Below are 14,923 nucleotides of genomic sequence, written 5' to 3'. Positions count from 1 at the left end.
GGTGTGGCGGTGGGCCGTGATCGTGTGGGCGCTGCTCGTGGTAGTCGCGGGCGGGCTGACCCTCTGGGCGCAGGACTCCACGGAGCCGCAGGGCCCGTACGTCCGGGAGCTGACCGACCCCGACGAGCCGGCGGACCTCCCGCCCTGTCCCACGCCCGAGGGCGACGGCGCGGTGGCGTGCAGGTACGCGGAGGCGGACTAGACCCGCGGCCGGCCCGTCTCCGGGGCTCGGGAGGTCAGGCAGTACGTGCCGCCGGCCGGGTCGCGCATCACCGTCCAGCCGGGGAAGCCGGCCACGAACTCGGCTCCGAGCGCCTCGTGCCACGCCCGGGTCGCCCCGACGTCCGCGCAGGGGAGGTCGAGGTGGGCGACCCGACGTTCCGTGCCGAGGCGTTGCAGGAGCAGACGGACCGGCAGCCCCGGCGGCGGCTCGACCACGTGGAACTCGGGGAGGGCGCCCGGCCGCGACTCCCAGCCGGTCAGCAGCCCGCTCCAGAAGGCGACTTCGGCGGAGTACGCCGACGGCGGCACGTCCACGCACACCTGGTCGAGCCGGCTGCCCCGCACCACCCCAGGCCGGGACGACTGCCCTCGCCAAAGGCCCGCGCAGAACACCTGCCCGCCCGGCGAGCGCAGCACCACGAGCGCATCGAGGTCCCGCACCACGCGCGCCCCGAGCCGCACCGCCGCGTCGGCGAACTCCCGTACGTCATCCACACAGAAGTCCAGGTGCGCCCCGCCCGGGCCCGACCCGACCGCCTGGGCCTTCACGCACGCGTCGGCGCCGTCCGGGAGCAGCGTGACGAACTCCGCGTGCTCACCGCGCGGTTCGGAGAGCCGGGTGGCGGTCACCGCCGTCCAGAAGTCGCAGGCGGCGCCGAAGGCCGCGCGGGGCCGGTCGGCGAAGGCGTACGTCCAGCGGATGCTCATGGCTGTGATCGTAGAGGGCACGCGCCACGGCCACCCGCGTGAACCTCGACCGGCCCCTGCCCGCCGTTCCCCGCCTGTCGGCCACGGGTTGTTTGCATTCAGCAATGGACCACATCACGTTCCTCGTGGCCGTCGTCATCGTCACGGCGCTCGCCTTCGACTTCACCAACGGATTCCACGACACGGCGAACGCGATGGCCACGTCCATCGCCACCGGCGCGCTCGCCCCCCGTACAGCGGTCCTGATCAGCGGTGTCCTCAACGTCATCGGTGCCTTCCTGTCCACCGAGGTCGCCCGGACGATCTCGGGCGGCATCGTGAACGACACCCTCGTCACCCCGGGGATGATCTTCGCGGGCCTCGTCGGGGCGATCCTGTGGAATCTGCTGACCTGGCTCCTCGGACTGCCCTCCAGCTCCTCGCACGCCCTGTTCGGCGGGCTGATCGGCGCCGTGTGGGTGGGGGCGGGCAGTCATGGTGTCCACTTCGCCAAGGTCGTCGAGAAGGTGCTGGTACCGGCCGTGGCCTCGCCGCTCGTGGCCGGGGTCGCCGCGCTGCTCGCCACCTGTCTCGCCTACCGGCTCACCGCCCGCGCCCGCGAGGAGTCCGTGACGAAGGGCTTCCGGATCGGCCAGATCGCCTCCGCCTCACTCGTCTCCCTCGCCCACGGCACCAACGACGCGCAGAAGACCATGGGCGTCATCACCCTCACCCTGATCTCGGCCGGCGCGCTCGGCCACGACGCGGACCCGCCCCTGTGGGTGATCGCCTCCGCGGGCCTGGCGATCGGCCTCGGCACCTACCTCGGCGGCTGGCGGATCATCCGCACCATGGGCAAGGGCCTCACCGAGATCCGGTCGCCGCAGGGCTTCGCCGCCGAGACCGCCTCCACGACCGTCATCCTCACCTCCGCCCACCTCGGCTTCGCCCTGTCCACCACCCAGGTCGCCTCGGGCAGCATCCTCGGCGCCGGGCTCGGCCGCAGGCTCGCGGAGGTCCGCTGGGGCGTCGCGGGCCGGATGGTGGTCGCCTGGCTGATCACCCTGCCCGCCGCCGCGCTGCTGGGCGGCCTGGCCGCCGCGGTCGTCCAGAGCGGCGGCGACCTCGGCACGGCGGCCGTCGCCCTGGTGGGCGCCGCCCTCGCCGCGGGCATCGTGCTGCTCGCGCGCCGCAACCCGGTGCACGCGCACAACGTCAACGACGCACACGAGGTCCGCCTTCGCACCGAGCCGCCGGCCAAGGTCGGCACGGCCGCCTGAACGACCGTCGGTTCGCCACGCAGGCGGACTGGTCCGCACTCGGCCGGGTCACCGCGGTGGGCGTCGGTGTCACCGTCGCCGTGATCGCCGTCTGCGCCCTGGGCGTCCACGGCCCCGCCCGGCCGGAGGGCACCCGCCAGCACCGGGGCGGCCCCGGCGTCGTCGGCCTCGGTCAGGCGGCCCGGGGCTTCCTCGCCTGCGCGGCCGTGGTGGCGTACGGGACCGACCTGTTCGTGCCCGGGCCGCACTGAGCACGTACGGCGAAGGGGCCCGGCCGGATCGGCGGCCGGACCCCTTCGCCGTACGGGGCGATCAGGCCTTCTTGGTCTCCCAGAAGATCTTGTCGATCTGGGCGATGTAGTCCAGCGCCTTCTGGCCGGTGGCCGGGTCGGTCGACGCCTTGGCGGCCGAGAGGGCCTTCAGGGTGTCGTTGACCAGCTGGTGCAGCTCCGGGTACTTCTCGAAGTGCGGGGGCTTGAAGTAGTCGCTCCACAGCACCGAGACGTGGTGCTTCGCGAGCTCGGCGCGCTGCTCCTTGATGACGGTGGCGCGGGCCTGGAAGTGCGGGTCGTCGTTTCCGGCCATCTTCTCCTGGACGGCCTTGACCGACTCCGCCTCGATGCGGGCCTGGGCGGGGTCGTAGACACCGCAGGGAAGGTCGCAGTGCGCGCTGACCTTGACCTTGGGTGCAAACAGGCGGGAAAGCATGGAGCATTCCTTCCTCGTGATCGTCTTCTCACAGGGGACATTACTCCGTGGGGGAGGGGTTTTCGCGAGTGCCCCCTAGGGCTTAGGACAAAAGTCCGGGGTGAGACTGAGACTGGTGGAGGAAAGAACCGGGGAGGTGCCGGGTGATGCCGGAGCTGTCGCAGGAGTCCGAGCGGGGGAGGCCGGCCGCGCCCTTCGGGGTGGCCGAGGTGACCGGGCCGTCCATGGTGCCCACGCTGTACCACGGGGACCGGCTCCTCGTGCACTACGGCGCCCGGATCAGGCCCGGTGACGTCGTCGTGCTGCGGCATCCCTTCCAGCAGGACCTGCTCGTGGTGAAGCGGGCCGTCCAGCGGCGCGAGAACGGCTGGTGGGTGCTCGGCGACAACGCCTACGCCGGCGGCGACAGCACCGACTACGGCGTCGTGCCCGACGAGCTGGTGCTGGGGCGGGTCCGGTTCCGCTACCGGCCGCTCAGGCCCGGCCGGCGCTCGCCCTGGGCGCTGCTCGGCTGGGCGCTGTCGGCCGCCAGGCCCGTCTTCCCGGGCAGGTCGGGCCGGGCCGCCTCCAGGCGTTTGCGGGCCCGGTAGGCCGCCACGTTGGCGCGGGTCGCGCAGCGGTCGGAGCAGTAGCGCCGGGAGCGGTTGGTCGAGGTGTCCAGGTAGGCGTTGCGGCAGGGCGGGGCCTCGCACAGGCCGAGGCGGTCCACGCCGTGCTCGGTCAGGTGGAAGGCCAGGCCCATCGCGGCGATCGCCGCGTAGCCGGCGGTCGCGTTGGACGGGTGGTCCGCCAGGTGCATGTGCCACAGCGGGCGGCCGTCGTCGTCCCGGAAGTCGTGCCCGGAGATCTGCGGGCTCACCGGGAACTCCAGCAGCAGCGAGTTCAGCAGGTCCACGGCGAGCTGCTCGTCGCCGCCGTCGGCCGCCTCGAAGACCGCGCGCAGCCGGGCGCGCACCGAGCGGAACCGGGTCACGTCCGCGTCCGTGGCGCGGCGCGCCGCCGACTGCTGGCCGCCGAACAGATCGCGAACGGCCTCGACCGACGTCAGGGTGTCCTTGCCCCGGACCGGCTCCTCGGTGTTGACGAGGCGCACGGCGTAGTCCGAGTAATAGGCCAGTTCCACTTGTAGTCCTTACGGAGGGGCTTTAGGGTCGTGAGCGCGCACCGGTAACAGCTGATGGTGCATCCAGGGTATTACGAGGGAGGGTTCGATGACGGACGCGGACACCCGCACCGCCACCACCGACTGGCAGGCCTGGCAGGAGAGCTGGGACCGGCAGCAGCAGTGGTACATGCCCGACCGCGAGGAGCGGTTCCGGATCATGCTCGACATGGTGGAGGCCGTCGTGGGCACGGCCCCGCGCGTCCTCGACCTCGCCTGCGGCACCGGCAGCATCACCGCCCGGCTGCTCGCCCGGTTCCCGGACGCCACCAGCACCGGCGTCGACCTCGACCCGGCGCTCCTCGCCATCGCCGAGGGCACCTTCGCCGGCGACGACCGGGTCACCCTGGTCACCGCCGACCTCAAGGACCCCGACTGGCCGGCGCGGCTGCCGTACGACGCGTACGACGCCGTCCTGACCGCGACGGCCCTGCACTGGCTGCACCGGGAACCTCTCGCGGAGCTCTACGGCCGCCTCGCCGGACTCGTCCGCGACGGCGGGGTGTTCATGAACGCGGACCACATGATCGACGAGACGACGCCCCGGATCAACGCCGCCGAGCGCGCGCAGCGGCACGCCCGCATGGAACAGGCCAGGCAGTCCGGCGTGCTCGGCTGGACCGAGTGGTGGCAGCTCGCCGCCAAGGACCCGGTCCTCGCCGGACCGACGGCCCGGCGCTACGAGATCTACGGCGACCACGCCGACGGTGACACGCCGTCGGTGCGGTGGCACGCCCGCGTGCTGCGCGAGAAGGGGTTCGGCGAGGTCAGGCCGGTGTGGTGCTCGCCCTCGGACACCCTGCTGCTCGCCATGAAGTAGACCGCGCGACGGACCGCGAAGGGGGCGGTACGGAGATTCCGTACCGCCCCCTCGCCGTGCGTACCGTCAGAGCACCTTGGACAGGAACGACTTCGTCCGCTCGTGCTGCGGGTTCGTCAGCACCTCGCGCGGGTGACCGGATTCGACCACCACGCCGCCGTCCATGAAGACCAGGCTGTCGCCCACCTCGCGGGCGAAGCCCATCTCGTGCGTGACGACGACCATCGTCATACCGGACTCCGCCAGGTCGCGCATGACGTCCAGGACGTCACCGACCAGTTCCGGGTCCAGCGCCGAGGTCGGCTCGTCGAACAGCATCAGCTTCGGGTCCATCGCCAGGGCCCGGGCGATGGCGACGCGCTGCTGCTGGCCGCCGGAGAGCTGGGAGGGGTAGTTGCCCGCCTTGTCGGCCAGGCCCACCCGGTCCAGCAGCTCCAGGGCGCGCTGCCGCGCCTGGCCCCTGTTCACGCCCTTGACCTGGACCGGCGCCTCCATGACGTTCTCCACGGCCGTCATGTGCGGGAACAGGTTGAAGCGCTGGAAGACCATGCCGATGTCCCGGCGCTTGAGGGCGACCTCGCTGTCCTTGAGCTCGTAGAGCTTGTCGCCCTTCTGCTTGTAGCCGACCAGCTCACCGTCGACGTACAGGCGGCCGGCGTTGATCTTCTCCAGGTGGTTGATGCACCTGAGGAAGGTCGACTTGCCGGAGCCGGACGGTCCGATGAGGCAGAACACCTCGCCGGACTTCACCTCCAGGTCGATGCCCTTGAGGACCTCGACGGGGCCGAAGGACTTGTGGACGCCCTCGGCCTTCACCATGGCGGTCATGCCTTGCCTCCCGTCGGCTTCGAGCGGCTGGACAGGGACAGCACGTTCGCCTTGATCTTCTGGAACGGCGTGGCCGGGAGCGACCGGCTCGAACCACGCGCGTAGTAGCGCTCCAGGTAGTACTGGCCGATGCTGAAGACCGAGGTCAGCAGCAGGTACCAGGCCGCCGCCAGGAACAGCATCTCGGCGGGGGCGCCGGAGGTCTGGCCGATGTCCTGGGCGGCGCGGAGCAGCTCGGGGTACTGGACGACCGAGACCAGCGAGGTCGTCTTCAGCATGTTGATGACCTCGTTGCCCGTCGGCGGCACGATCACGCGCATCGCCTGCGGGATCACGATCCGGCGCAGCGTCTTGGAGTGGCTCATGCCGAGCGCGTGCGACGCCTCGGTCTGGCCCTCGTCGACCGAGAGCAGACCGGCACGGCAGATCTCCGCCATGTACGCCGCCTCGTTCAGGCCGAGACCCAGCAGCGCCGTCAGGAACGGGGTCATGAAGTCCGACCACTCGTCCTTGTAGAACGGTCCGAGGTTGATGTACTCGAAGACCAGGCCCAGGTTGAACCAGACGATCAGCTGGACCAGGACCGGGGTGCCGCGGAAGAACCAGATGTAGAACCAGGCGATCGACGAGGTCACCGGGTTCTTCGACAGGCGCATCACGGCGAGCAGGACGCCGCCGACGATGCCGATCGCCATGGACAGCACGGTCAGCAGGAGCGTCTTGCCGACGCCGTCGACGATGCGGTCGTCGAAGAAGTAGTCCGGGATCGCGTCCCAGTTGATCTTGCCCTGGGCGAACGCGTAGACGACGCCGCCCAGCAGGGCGATGGCGACGACGGCGGAGATGTACCGCCCGTAGTGCCGGACCGGGATGGCCTTGATGGCCTCCGGTCCGGCCGGGGGCGTGTCGCCCGCCGTCTTGTCGATGTCAACAGTCACGGGTAGTGCCTTTCAGTGCCGCTGCGTCGCGGTCACTTGCCGCCGTTGATCGTGGCCTCGTCGACGGAGCCGTCCGTGACGCCCCACTTCTTGAGGATCTTCTCGTACTCGCCGTTGTCGATGATCGCGTCCAGCGCGGCCTTCAGGGCGTCCCGCAGCTCCGTCTGGTTCTTGGCGACCGCGATGCCGTACGGAGCGGCCTCGACCTGCTCGCCGACCAGCTGGAAGTCCTTGCCGCCGCCGGAGGTCTTCACGGCGTACGCGGCGACCGGGAAGTCGGACGAGCCGGCGTCGGCGCCGCCCGCGCGCAGGCGGGTCTGGGCCTGCTGGTCGTTGTCGAAGGGCTCGATGGCGATCTTCTTGCCGGACGGGCACTTCTTCGACTCGGCCTTGGCGAGGTCCTCGGAGACCGTGCCGCGCTGCAGCACGATCTTCTTGCCGCACAGGTCCTGCCAGGTCTTGATGCCCTGGTCGTCGCCCTTCTTGGTGTAGATCGACACACCGGCGGTGAAGTAGTCCACGAAGTCGACGCCCTCGCCGACCTTCTTGCCGGTGTCGGAGTCGATGCCCTCCTGGCGGTCCTTGGTGTCGGTCATCGCGGACATGGCGATGTCGTACCGCTTGGAGCGCAGACCGGTGATCAGCGTGTCGAAGGTGCCGTTCTCGAACTGGAAGTCGACCCCGAGCTGCTTGCCCATGGCGGCGGCGATGTCGGGGTCGATGCCGACCACCTTGCCCGAGCTGTCCTTGAACTCGACCGGGGCGTAGGCGATGTCCGAACCGACCTTGATGACGCCCTTGTCGCGGATCGACTTGGGCAGCTTGTCGGCGAGCGGGGCCGCGGCCGTCGCGGTCTCGCTGTCCGAGCCGTTGTCCTTGGTCTGGTCACCGCATCCGGTGAGCATCAGCGCGCCTGCGACCGCGATCGCACCGACCGCTGCTAGCCGGGAGCGGGCGGCGGTCGTACGACGGGTGGAGCTTGCGGTCATGGTGGGTTCCTCCGGCGGATGGGTGGAGTTGCCGATGGGGCGGAGCGCTGCCGATGGGTTCGGCAGTGCCGTGGCCTGCCGACGGGGTCGGCAGCGCCGTGGGTCGACGAGAACACACGTCTTCGAGTGTCGCGACCTCGTGTGATTACGGCATCTTGCCATTCGGACTGCGCCATTCTGGGGGCCAGCCATGTCAAAATCGGATAACGGGCGACCCCCGAACCGCACCACTCCGGTACATCACGGCCGGACCTTCTGCGGGAATGCTTCCTTCCGGCCGGAAGATCTTCGGCATATCCCGGGATTTCGACACGGAGGCCGCGGGCTTCACCATCGCTTGAGTGGTTCTCGATGGTTTGTCCAGCCCTTGCCCCGATTTTGGACGAAGAGTCAGGGCGCCGGTATGTGACCTTGGCGTTATGGACTCGTCCTCGGTGCCTTCCGTCCGGTAAGAAGGGTCTTTACACCCCTCATCCGGGGCTCAGGGCGCGTGTGCGGCGCGCCCGTCGCGTACGCGCCCGTACGTATCACGTACAGAGCACGACCACGGCCGTACGCGGTCCCGCCCACCCCTCACCAGGAGTGGCCACCCTCAAACCAATGAAGATTTAAGGGGTAAAACGAAGTGGCAGCGGAGATCGTCAATCCTCGCAGCGAGAGCAGGACCGGTGATACGGGCGACGAGGGCAGTGCGGAGCCCCTCGACTCCTTCGATCCGGCGTTCGCGTTGCACCGCGGCGGCAAAATGGCCGTGCAGGCCACGGTGCCGGTCCGCGACAAGGACGACCTGTCCCTGGCGTACACGCCCGGCGTCGCGAAGGTGTGCAGCGCGATCGCGGAGCAGCCGGAGCTGGTGCACGACTACACGTGGAAGTCTTCGGTCGTCGCCGTCGTGACGGACGGTACGGCCGTGCTGGGGCTCGGTGACATCGGGCCCGAGGCCTCCCTCCCGGTGATGGAGGGCAAGGCCATCCTGTTCAAGCAGTTCGGCGGTGTGGACGCGGTCCCGATCGCGCTGAACTGCACGGACGTCGACGACATCGTCGAGACGGTGGTGCGGCTCGCGCCGTCGTTCGGCGGGGTCAACCTGGAGGACATCTCGGCGCCGCGGTGCTTCGAGATCGAGCGGAAGCTGCAGGAGCGGCTGGACATCCCGGTCTTCCACGACGACCAGCACGGTACGGCGGTCGTGACGCTGGCCGCCCTGCGGAACGCCGCGCGGCTGAGCGGGCGGGCCGTCGGTGACCTGCGCGCTGTCATCTCCGGCGCCGGCGCGGCCGGGGTCGCCATCGCGAAGATGCTGGTCGAGGCCGGGATCGGGGATGTCGCGGTCGCCGACCGCAAGGGTGTCGTGTCGGCGGACCGGGACGACCTCACGGCGGTGAAGCGGGAGCTGGCCGGGTTCACGAACAAGGCCGGGCTCACGGGATCGCTGGAGTCGGCGCTCGCCGGGGCCGACGTGTTCATCGGGGTGTCCGGCGGAACGGTGCCGGAGTCCGCGGTCGCGTCGATGGCCGAGGGCGCGTTCGTCTTCGCCATGGCGAACCCGAACCCCGAGGTGCACCCCGAGGTCGCGCACAAGTACGCGGCGGTGGTCGCCACCGGGCGGTCGGACTTCCCGAACCAGATCAACAACGTGCTGGCGTTCCCCGGGATCTTCGCGGGGGCGCTGCAGGTGCGGGCCTCCCGGATCACGGAGGGGATGAAGCTGGCCGCCGCGGAGGCGCTGGCGGCCGTGGTCGGGGACGACCTCGCGGCCGACTACGTCATCCCGTCGCCGTTCGACGAGCGGGTGGCACCGGCGGTGACGGCGGCGGTCGCCGCGGCGGCGCGTGCCGAGGGCGTGGCTCGCCGCTGACCCGGCCGGCCGAGTGGTGAGGTGACCCCGTCCGGGTTCGGGCGGGGTCACTTCTTTGCCATCGGCTGGACTGTTCGGGTGGTGTGTGGCGTGCGGCTGGCTGGGGGTGTGCGTGCGTCCGCCTGACGCTGGTGGTGGGTCGGGGCCGCGCCGGGGGGTGCCCGTCCTCGGAACGGCGCGATGGGGGCGCGGTGGGATCGGACGCCGCCCGACTGTCCGGTGACGCCAACGCTGCGGGCGGACACCCCCCGACACGGCCTCTCGCGTACGGCGGCAAGTGCGGGTGCGTCGTGGTTCAGCCGGCCTCAGCAGGGGCCTCCCGGTCCTGGCAAGAGGGTGTGTCTCACAGGCCCGCACGGTTCCGTCGTACCGGTGGGGAACCTATCGTCAAGGTCATGTTCGCTGTCTACGCCGCCCGAATCGACCGCGACCAGCCGCTGTCCGGCCTGGAGTTGGGAGAGCGCCCGGCTCCCGAGGCCCGTCCCGGCTGGAGCACCGTCACCGTCAAGGCCGCCTCCCTCAACCACCACGACCTCTGGTCCCTGCGCGGCGTCGGCCTCGCGGAGGACAAGCTGCCGATGATCCTCGGCTGCGACGCCGCCGGTGTCGACGAGGACGGCAACGAGGTCGTCCTGCACTCCGTCATCGGACAGAGCGGGCACGGGGTCGGCCCGAAGGAACCCCGTTCCATCCTCACCGAGCGCTACCAGGGGACCTTCGCCGAGCAGGTCTCCGTGCCGGCCTGGAACATCCTGCCCAAGCCGAAGGAGCTGTCCTTCGAGGAGGCCGCCTGTCTGCCGACGGCGTGGCTGACCGCGTACCGGATGCTGTTCACGAACGCGGGTGTCCGGCCCGGCGACTCCGTGCTCGTGCAGGGCGCCGGCGGCGGGGTCGCCACGGCCGCCATCGTGCTGGGCAAGGCGGCCGGGCTGCGGGTCTTCGCCACCAGCCGGGACGAGGCCAGGCGCAGGCGGGCCGTGGAGCTGGGGGCCGTGGAGGCACTGGAGGCCGGGGCGCGTCTGCCGCAGCGGGTCGACGCCGTGATCGAGACCGTGGGCGCGGCGACCTGGTCGCATTCCGTGAAGTCGCTGAAGCCCGGCGGCACCCTGGTCATCTCCGGTGCCACCAGCGGTGACCGTCCCTCGCACGCCGAGCTGACCCGCATCTTCTTCCTGGAGCTCAAGGTCGTCGGCTCCACGATGGGCACCAAGGACGAGCTGGAGGATCTGCTCGCCTTCTGCGCGGCCACCGGCGTGCGTCCCGTCATCGACGACGTGCTGCCCATGGACCGTGCGCGTGAGGGCTTCGAACGGCTCGCGTCCGGTGAACAGTTCGGGAAGGTCGTGCTGACCAATCCCTGAGCGGGCGCCGCATGGCACTGGAACGGCCGGTCCGGAAACGGGCCGGCCGTTTCGTGCGTCAACTGAGGTTGACGAATGCCGGTCGTCAACCTATGTTGACATCATGACCGAAGCAACCGATCTGGCCGAGCGTGCCGGTGACCGTGATCCGCGGGTCGGCCTGCGGGCCGTGGCCGCGCTGCGCAGGCTGCTGGAGCAGCTGGAAGCCGTGCAGGTGCGCAACGCGCGCCATCAGGGCTGGTCGTGGCAGGAGATCGCCACCGAACTCGGTGTCAGCAGGCAGGCCGTGCACAAGAAGTACGGGAGGCGTTGATGTTCGAGCGGTTCACGAAGGACGCGCGGGATGTGGTGAAGGGCGCGTTCGCACACGTCGAGCGTGGCGGCGGGGGTGGGCAGTCTGTGGAGGCCGAGCATCTGCTGCTGGCCCTGCTCGACCGGGAGGGCAGTCGGGCATCCTTCGCGCTCGCCGCCCTGGGGCTCGGACCCGAGGAGCGGGAGCCCGTGCGGGAAGCCCTCGCGGAGGCGCGGAGGCGGGCCGGGCTGTCCCGGGCCGAGAGCGACGCGCTCGCCGGGCTGGGGATCGACGTGGCGGAGATCGTCGCCCGCGTGGAGGAGGTGCACGGCGTCGGAGCGATGTCCGGCGACCGCAAGGACACGCGGTGGTGGTCCGGGCGGCCCTCCTTCGGGCGCGGCGCCAAGGACGTGCTGGAGAGGTCGCTGCGCGCGGCCCTCGCCCAGCGGGACCGGCACATCGGCGACGAGCACCTGCTGCTGGCCCTGACCATGCGCCCGGGCGTGCCGGCCGAGGTCCTCGCCGATCACGGGGTCACGTACGCGTCGCTGGTGCGCGTGCTGTACGGGGGTGGCGGCGAGGCCAAGGCCGGCTGAACGCGAACGCTCACTTCTTCGGTGCGCGCAGCAGCGCTCCTATGTGGGCCGCGGCCGTCGACAGATGGCGGCGGGCGTCGCGCAGCTGGTCGGGGGTGACGCCGTGGTCGCGGGCCGCGTCACGGATGTCGTCGCGGAAGCGGTCGAGGAGTCGGTCCAGGTCGCGGGCGGGGTCGCCGGTGGACTCCGTGGCGTCCTCGTGGGCCCAGGCCGGTTCGTAGGAGGCCGGGAAGTCCTCGGTGGGCCGTGAGTCCTGCGCCGGGGTGGCCGGCTTGCCGGTGCCGGTCCAGTCGAAGGCGAAGTCCTTGCCGTAGTCCTTGCCGAACTCGCCGACCTCCTTGACCAGTTCGCTGAGGCCCTCGCGCAGGCCCGTCGGCCAGTCGCCGCGGGTGAAGTGGTCCTGCACCTGCTCCTGGACGCGGCGGGCGATGCGCTGCACCTGCTCCTGAGCCTGGGCGCGGGCCTGCTCCTGGGCCTCCTTCGCCTGGCGGCGGGCGCGCTGGGCGTCCTCTCGGGCGCGACGGCTCTCGTCCTTGGCGCGGCGGGCCTGCTCCTTCCACTCCTGCCGGGCGCGCCGCATCTCCTCCTTGGCGATGCGCCAGGCGTCCTTGTCGCCGTACTGCGCGAAGTCGCCGTAGGCGCTCTCGGCGCCGCCGGTCCGGCTGCCGTTGTCCCGGCGGGCCTCGGTCGCGGCGGCGCGCATCTCGCGGCGCAGGTCGCCCGCGGCCCCGCGGACGTCCGCCTGGATCTCGGCGGCCAGTTCGGCGACGGACTCCCGGATCTCCAGCTCCAGGTCGGCCAGCTCGCCGCTGCGGTCGGCCAGCTCGGCCCGGCCCGCGTCCGTGATCGAGTACACCTTGCGGCCACCTTCGGTGGTGTGGGTGACCAGGCCCTCGGCCTCCAGCTTGGCCAGACGGGGGTAGACCGTGCCCGCCGACGGTGCGTACAGCCCCTGGAAGCGCTCCTCCAGGAGGCGGATCACCTCGTAGCCGTGGCGAGGGGCCTCGTCCAGCAGCTTCAGCAGGTAGAGGCGGAGGCGGCCGTGGGCGAAGACGGGGGGCATGTCAGAGCACCTTCTTGTCGGTCGTGCCGTCGGCCGGGGCGGTGGCGGTGCCGTCGCCCGGGCCGGAGACGGAATTGTCTCCCGAGGCGCCCCCGGGGTGGCCTGCCGGGGCCGCCGAGGGGCTGTCGGTGCCGGGATGCGCCTCCCGTGGTGCATGGTCGTCGTCCCGCGCCGGCCGGCGCAGCAGGGCGATCGAGCCGGAGACCGTCGTGGCCCGCAGCGTGCCGTTGCCCGCGCCGAGGCGGCCGGTGATCTTGTGGGCGCCCCACTGGCCGTGCACCCGGAGGTCGTCGAAGGCGTTGGAGACGGCGCCGCTCGCCGTGTTGGCCTCGACCTCGGCGTCCGCCCGGTGCGGCAGCCGGATCGCGATCTCGCCGGAGACGCTGGTCAGCTTCACGTCCGTCGGGCCGTCCGGGGCGAGGTCGACGATCATGGAACCGCTGACCGAGTCGGCCCGGACCGAGCGGCCGGCGCCCTCGACCACGGTGAGGTCGCCGGAGACCGAGTTGAACCGCAGGTCGCCCGTGACGTCCTGGGCCTCCAGGCTGCCGGAGACCGTGTCGGCGCGGACCGGGCCGGACAGGCCCACCAGGGTCGTGTCGCCGGTGACGCCCTTGACCACCGTCCGGCCCTCGATGCCGGAGACGACGGCCGCCGCGCCGACGACTCCGAGCTCCACGCGCGTGGTGGCCGGGACGGCCAGGGAGACCACCGCGCTGCGGCGCCAGCCCTTGCGGTCCAGCCAGGACAGGAAGCCCTTCCAGGGCAGGTCCTCGTAGGCCACCGTCAGGGTGCCGCCCTCCCGCGTCACCACCAGGGGCGGGCCCTCGATCTCGGAGACCTCCAGGCGGGCGGAACCTTCGTCCGTGCCCACCACGTTCACCGTTCCGTTGACCAGGCGTACGTGGAGATCGCTCACGGGCTCGTCGAAGGTGAGCTTGCTCGGTTCCGTGACGGACCACTCGGACATCGTGAGACCTCCCGACCCGACGCGCCATATCGCGTCTACTGAAATTCACGATATATCGTGGGCGGGGAAAGTCAAGACACCCGTTCTGGGGACGGTGGAGCGGACATAAGTGCTCAAAGGTGAGTGATTCGCCCTAGCGTGTGAGCATGCCGACGGAACCTGCGCCCACCGGTCCCGCGCCAGGGGCGCTGCTGTTGTGCCGGGCGGTGCCCGGGGCCGTGGCCCCCGTCGCCCGACTGCTGCGCGAGCCCATGCGGCTGACCCGCGCGGGCGACGACTGGAGCGTCCTCGTCCCCGAGGGCCGGCCCTGGCGGGACGGCACCGAGCCCGTCGACCGCGTGGTCACCGGCTGGGCCACCGCCCTGGCCGTGGGCGCGCCCTGGCCCGTCCTCGCCCTGTGGTGGGACGCCGACCACGCGGGTTTCTCCCTCGCCTACGGCTTCCGCCGCCCGGTGGGGTTCGTCTGGCTCGCGAGCGGCGTCCCGGCCGGGGTGGAGGAGGCGATGCGCACGTTCGCCGCGCGCGTGGGTCTCGATCCCGTTCTGGACCTGCAGGCCCTCGAACAGCTGACGAAGCCCGACGCGGCGGCCGACGGTCCCGCCCGGCTGCGCGGCCTGCTCGCGGTCCTCGCGCGCGTGGGCGTCGTGATGCCGCCCGGGCTCGCTCCCGGCGTCCCCGCCGACCGGCTCGGGGAAGCCGCCGCCGTGCTGCCGGACAGCCTGCCCGTCGAGTGGCCTGGTCTGCGCGAGGCCGTCGTGGAGCGCGGCACCGTCGAGCACAGCCGCCTCGGCCCCTGGCTGCCCTCGGCGGGCGGCCCGAGGGCCCGCGCGCTGGCCCTCGCCCAGGTGGCGGCGGGCGTACCGCTGCTTGCCTGGGGCCTACGGCGGCACGGTGGCGGCGGGGGCTGGGCCACGGCCGGGGCACTGCTCCTGGCGCACGGCGCGCTGGGGCTGGCCTACGACCTCACGCACCCGCGCGATTGACACCCGCCCGGTGGACGGGCGGGCTGGGTGTTGGGTGTGGGCGGTCGTCGGCCGGGGAGCACGGTGTCGCGGAGCGGTGTCCCGGGCGTGATCCGGGCTGGTGAAGACCTGGTGCGTCCGTTCGGCCACCGGCGTCGTCCCGGGGTGCGGGGTGCGGGGTGCGGGG

The 14,923-nt window shown here is 71.5% G+C and carries 17 protein-coding genes and 1 pseudogene; 10 read left to right on the top strand and 8 right to left on the bottom strand.

Features of this window, described 5'->3' with window-relative positions; all coding sequences use genetic code 11:
* Positions 1-202: hypothetical protein (locus RIN80_RS22135; protein WP_375141770.1), on the top strand; the 202-nt coding region annotated here is incomplete at its 5' end.
* On the opposite strand, the gene RIN80_RS22130 is transcribed toward RIN80_RS22135, so the two are convergent.
* Positions 199-930 carry a VOC family protein gene (locus tag RIN80_RS22130; RefSeq protein ID WP_309097380.1) on the bottom strand — a complete coding sequence of 244 codons (732 nt, stop codon included), beginning with the start codon at positions 928-930 and terminating at the stop codon, positions 199-201. The genes RIN80_RS22135 and RIN80_RS22130 overlap by 4 nt on opposite strands.
* A 104-nt stretch (positions 931-1,034) precedes the next feature.
* On the opposite strand from RIN80_RS22130, the gene RIN80_RS22125 reads away from it, so the two are divergent.
* Together RIN80_RS22125 and RIN80_RS22120 are read left to right on the top strand one after the other, a co-directional pair.
* Positions 1,035-2,189, top strand: coding sequence for an inorganic phosphate transporter (locus tag RIN80_RS22125; protein ID WP_309097379.1), 1,155 nt, complete (start codon positions 1,035-1,037; stop codon positions 2,187-2,189).
* A gap of 56 nt (positions 2,190-2,245) precedes the next feature.
* Complete coding sequence (locus tag RIN80_RS22120; protein ID WP_309097378.1) at positions 2,246-2,440, top strand: hypothetical protein; 195 nt, start codon at positions 2,246-2,248, stop codon at positions 2,438-2,440.
* Between the two features lie 61 nt (positions 2,441-2,501).
* Here RIN80_RS22120 and sodN read toward each other — a convergent pair whose 3' ends face one another.
* Positions 2,502-2,897, bottom strand: coding sequence for a superoxide dismutase, Ni (gene sodN / locus RIN80_RS22115; protein ID WP_004983535.1), 396 nt, complete (start codon positions 2,895-2,897; stop codon positions 2,502-2,504).
* A 146-nt stretch (positions 2,898-3,043) separates the two neighbouring features.
* Here sodN and sodX point away from each other — a divergent pair.
* Positions 3,044-3,295 (top strand): annotated as a pseudogene (gene sodX, locus RIN80_RS22110) (nickel-type superoxide dismutase maturation protease); the annotation flags it as partial.
* A gap of 65 nt (positions 3,296-3,360) precedes the next feature.
* Here the strand turns inward: sodX and RIN80_RS22105 are convergent.
* Complete coding sequence (locus RIN80_RS22105; protein WP_309097377.1) at positions 3,361-4,020, bottom strand: CGNR zinc finger domain-containing protein; 660 nt, start codon at positions 4,018-4,020, stop codon at positions 3,361-3,363.
* Between the two features lie 88 nt (positions 4,021-4,108).
* Between RIN80_RS22105 and RIN80_RS22100 the strand changes: the two genes are divergently transcribed.
* Positions 4,109-4,879: a class I SAM-dependent methyltransferase gene (locus RIN80_RS22100; protein WP_309097376.1), complete on the top strand. Its 771-nt coding sequence runs from the start codon at positions 4,109-4,111 to the stop codon at positions 4,877-4,879.
* Positions 4,880-4,945: 66 nt separating this feature from the next.
* Here the strand turns inward: RIN80_RS22100 and RIN80_RS22095 are convergent, their stop codons facing one another.
* From RIN80_RS22095 to RIN80_RS22085, 3 genes are read right to left on the bottom strand one after another with little or no spacing between them, the layout of a single operon-like run.
* On the bottom strand, positions 4,946-5,707 hold the full coding sequence (locus RIN80_RS22095; protein ID WP_309097375.1) for an amino acid ABC transporter ATP-binding protein: 762 nt from the start codon (positions 5,705-5,707) through the stop codon (positions 4,946-4,948).
* Positions 5,704-6,645, bottom strand: a complete 942-nt coding sequence (locus tag RIN80_RS22090) for an amino acid ABC transporter permease (RefSeq protein WP_309097374.1) — start codon at positions 6,643-6,645, stop codon at positions 5,704-5,706. Before RIN80_RS22090 ends, RIN80_RS22095 begins: the two co-directional genes overlap by 4 nt.
* A gap of 32 nt (positions 6,646-6,677) precedes the next feature.
* Complete coding sequence (locus tag RIN80_RS22085; protein WP_309097373.1) at positions 6,678-7,634, bottom strand: ABC transporter substrate-binding protein; 957 nt, start codon at positions 7,632-7,634, stop codon at positions 6,678-6,680.
* Positions 7,635-8,259: 625 nt separating this feature from the next.
* Here RIN80_RS22085 and RIN80_RS22080 point away from each other — a divergent pair.
* From RIN80_RS22080 to RIN80_RS22065, 4 genes are all read left to right on the top strand, one after another.
* Entirely contained in the window at positions 8,260-9,492 is a 1,233-nt protein-coding gene (locus tag RIN80_RS22080; protein ID WP_309097372.1) for an NADP-dependent malic enzyme, read from the top strand.
* Between the two features lie 395 nt (positions 9,493-9,887).
* Positions 9,888-10,853: a zinc-binding dehydrogenase gene (locus RIN80_RS22075; RefSeq protein WP_309097371.1), complete on the top strand. Its 966-nt coding sequence runs from the start codon at positions 9,888-9,890 to the stop codon at positions 10,851-10,853.
* Between the two features lie 103 nt (positions 10,854-10,956).
* Entirely contained in the window at positions 10,957-11,166 is a 210-nt protein-coding gene (locus RIN80_RS22070) for a helix-turn-helix domain-containing protein (protein ID WP_309097370.1), read from the top strand.
* Positions 11,166-11,741 carry a Clp protease N-terminal domain-containing protein gene (locus tag RIN80_RS22065; protein ID WP_309097369.1) on the top strand — a complete coding sequence of 192 codons (576 nt, stop codon included), beginning with the start codon at positions 11,166-11,168 and terminating at the stop codon, positions 11,739-11,741. Before RIN80_RS22070 ends, RIN80_RS22065 begins: the two co-directional genes overlap by 1 nt.
* Positions 11,742-11,751: 10 nt before the next feature.
* Here the strand turns inward: RIN80_RS22065 and RIN80_RS22060 are convergent, their stop codons facing one another.
* Positions 11,752-12,804 (bottom strand): PadR family transcriptional regulator, encoded by a 1,053-nt coding sequence (locus RIN80_RS22060; protein ID WP_309097368.1) that lies wholly within the window; start codon positions 12,802-12,804, stop codon positions 11,752-11,754.
* A 1-nt stretch (position 12,805) separates the two neighbouring features.
* Positions 12,806-13,774, bottom strand: a complete 969-nt coding sequence (locus RIN80_RS22055) for a DUF4097 family beta strand repeat-containing protein (protein WP_309097367.1) — start codon at positions 13,772-13,774, stop codon at positions 12,806-12,808.
* 146 nt (positions 13,775-13,920) lie between these two features.
* Between RIN80_RS22055 and RIN80_RS22050 the strand changes: the two genes are divergently transcribed.
* A complete protein-coding gene (locus RIN80_RS22050; RefSeq protein WP_309097366.1) occupies positions 13,921-14,757 on the top strand; it encodes a hypothetical protein in 837 nt (278 codons plus the stop codon).
* Positions 14,758-14,923 lie beyond the last annotated feature (166 nt).

Origin of the sequence: Streptomyces sp. (assembly GCF_031181705.1) — a bacterium.
GTDB lineage: Bacteria > Actinomycetota > Actinomycetes > Streptomycetales > Streptomycetaceae > Streptomyces.
The sequence above is the reverse complement of the archived record's forward strand: the minus strand, read 5'-3'. Positions and strand labels throughout refer to the sequence as shown.

Excerpts from the sequence above, each read along its gene's own strand:
- RIN80_RS22055 (WP_309097367.1), bottom strand. The coding sequence starts at position 13,774 with ATGTCCGAGTGGTCCGTCACGGAACCGAGCAAGCTCACCTTCGACGAG.
- RIN80_RS22125 (WP_309097379.1), top strand. The coding sequence starts at position 1,035 with ATGGACCACATCACGTTCCTCGTGGCCGTCGTCATCGTCACGGCGCTC.
- RIN80_RS22095 (WP_309097375.1), bottom strand. The coding sequence starts at position 5,707 with ATGACCGCCATGGTGAAGGCCGAGGGCGTCCACAAGTCCTTCGGCCCC.
- RIN80_RS22050 (WP_309097366.1), top strand. The coding sequence starts at position 13,921 with ATGCCGACGGAACCTGCGCCCACCGGTCCCGCGCCAGGGGCGCTGCTG.
- RIN80_RS22060 (WP_309097368.1), bottom strand. The coding sequence starts at position 12,804 with ATGCCCCCCGTCTTCGCCCACGGCCGCCTCCGCCTCTACCTGCTGAAG.
- RIN80_RS22075 (WP_309097371.1), top strand. The coding sequence starts at position 9,888 with ATGTTCGCTGTCTACGCCGCCCGAATCGACCGCGACCAGCCGCTGTCC.
- RIN80_RS22130 (WP_309097380.1), bottom strand. The coding sequence starts at position 930 with ATGAGCATCCGCTGGACGTACGCCTTCGCCGACCGGCCCCGCGCGGCC.
- RIN80_RS22100 (WP_309097376.1), top strand. The coding sequence starts at position 4,109 with ATGACGGACGCGGACACCCGCACCGCCACCACCGACTGGCAGGCCTGG.
- RIN80_RS22065 (WP_309097369.1), top strand. The coding sequence starts at position 11,166 with ATGTTCGAGCGGTTCACGAAGGACGCGCGGGATGTGGTGAAGGGCGCG.
- sodN (WP_004983535.1), bottom strand. The coding sequence starts at position 2,897 with ATGCTTTCCCGCCTGTTTGCACCCAAGGTCAAGGTCAGCGCGCACTGC.
- RIN80_RS22085 (WP_309097373.1), bottom strand. The coding sequence starts at position 7,634 with ATGACCGCAAGCTCCACCCGTCGTACGACCGCCGCCCGCTCCCGGCTA.
- RIN80_RS22070 (WP_309097370.1), top strand. The coding sequence starts at position 10,957 with ATGACCGAAGCAACCGATCTGGCCGAGCGTGCCGGTGACCGTGATCCG.